At 43.7% G+C, this 1,121-nt stretch carries 2 protein-coding genes; one reads left to right on the plus strand and one right to left on the minus strand.

Translation table 11 applies throughout. The features are described 5' to 3' along the window. Nucleotides 1-124 precede the first annotated feature (124 nt). Nucleotides 125-664, plus strand: a complete 540-nt coding sequence (locus NC856_RS17625) for a Fic/DOC family protein (protein WP_264091699.1) — start codon at nt 125-127, stop codon at nt 662-664. A 21-nt stretch (nt 665-685) separates the two neighbouring features. On the opposite strand, the gene NC856_RS17630 is transcribed toward NC856_RS17625, so the two are convergent. Beyond that, a complete protein-coding gene (locus NC856_RS17630; RefSeq protein WP_264091698.1) occupies nt 686-868 on the minus strand; it encodes a hypothetical protein in 183 nt (60 codons plus the stop codon). Nucleotides 869-1,121: the final 253 nt, after the last annotated feature.

Here is a 1,121-nt window from a genome sequence, read left to right on the forward strand (position 1 = left end):
TATTATTGAGTTCGGTGACCGCCTGAGCGCTCACCTTTAATACGATGGCAGTTACACAGAATTACGGACAGGCTCTAAATACGGCTCAAGGCAAGATCCTTATACCTATCCTGATAGCGATGTTCTGATAAATAAGCTCGACATCAACGATGACAGTCAATTCGACGAGGCGGAACGTCAACTATCCGAACTGGCTGTTCTCGATATTGAATTTGAAGAGCCGCCTTACGATCTGCATTATTGGTGTGGGCTGCACGGGAAAATATTCGGAGATTTATTCGATTGGGCAGGAGAAATGCGGCGTATCGATATTTCTAAAGGTCAAACACGTTTCTGCGCCGTATCCCGTATCGAAATTGAAGCCAATAAAATTTTTATAGGGCTATCCAATGATGATTTTTTACAAGGCCTTGAACGTCCAGCGCTAATAACTCAGTTAGCAGAATATTATTCAGATTTGAATGTGATTCACCCGTTTCGGGAAGGCAATGGACGTTCTCAGCGTTTACTGTTCGAGCATTTGATTATCAATTGTGGCTATGGTGTCTCTTTCGAAAAGATCGGCGTTCAGGAATGGTTAGCGGCTAACGTGGCTGGATATCATAGCAATACTCGCCCATTAGCCGATATTTTTGAGAAAAGTATTCTCTTACCTGCCAAATAAAAAGATTTTGCAAAAAATTTTTCACTTAATGATAAATCCAGAAGTCTCAGGAGCATCCTTATCAACGAGTGAAAGGTCTTCTACATAGTAAGCAGGACAACCATCAGCAAGCCAAAATACCGGGATATTCGTATCAAGCAGGCGCTGAACCACTTGTTGCAGGGAAGCACTTGTTAAACCGCAAAATTCAGCAAGGCCGATCATTCCTTCTCCCGCCAAAGCAGGCGCACTGCTTACCAACTTTTCTCTCTCTAATTTTTGATACTCACCCAGACATCGCTACCAGACAGCCAATAAACCAGCGGCAATCGCTCGCGCATTTCTGATGTCGTTTGTTTCTGTTGAAGCGTGAATCTCACGCTGTCCCATGTAAAGACGGTGGATCTGTCCCCGAAATTATTCCCACCTAATTACGCTACCATTTCATAATGCACCGGCGTTTGATAACCCAACGTTG

Origin of the sequence: Brenneria izbisi (assembly GCF_025840185.1) — a bacterium.
Lineage (GTDB): Bacteria > Pseudomonadota > Gammaproteobacteria > Enterobacterales > Enterobacteriaceae > Brenneria > Brenneria izbisi.

Coding starts and splice junctions, on each gene's coding strand:
- NC856_RS17630 (WP_264091698.1), bottom strand. CDS start 868: ATGATCGGCCTTGCTGAATTTTGCGGTTTAACAAGTGCTTCCCTGCAA.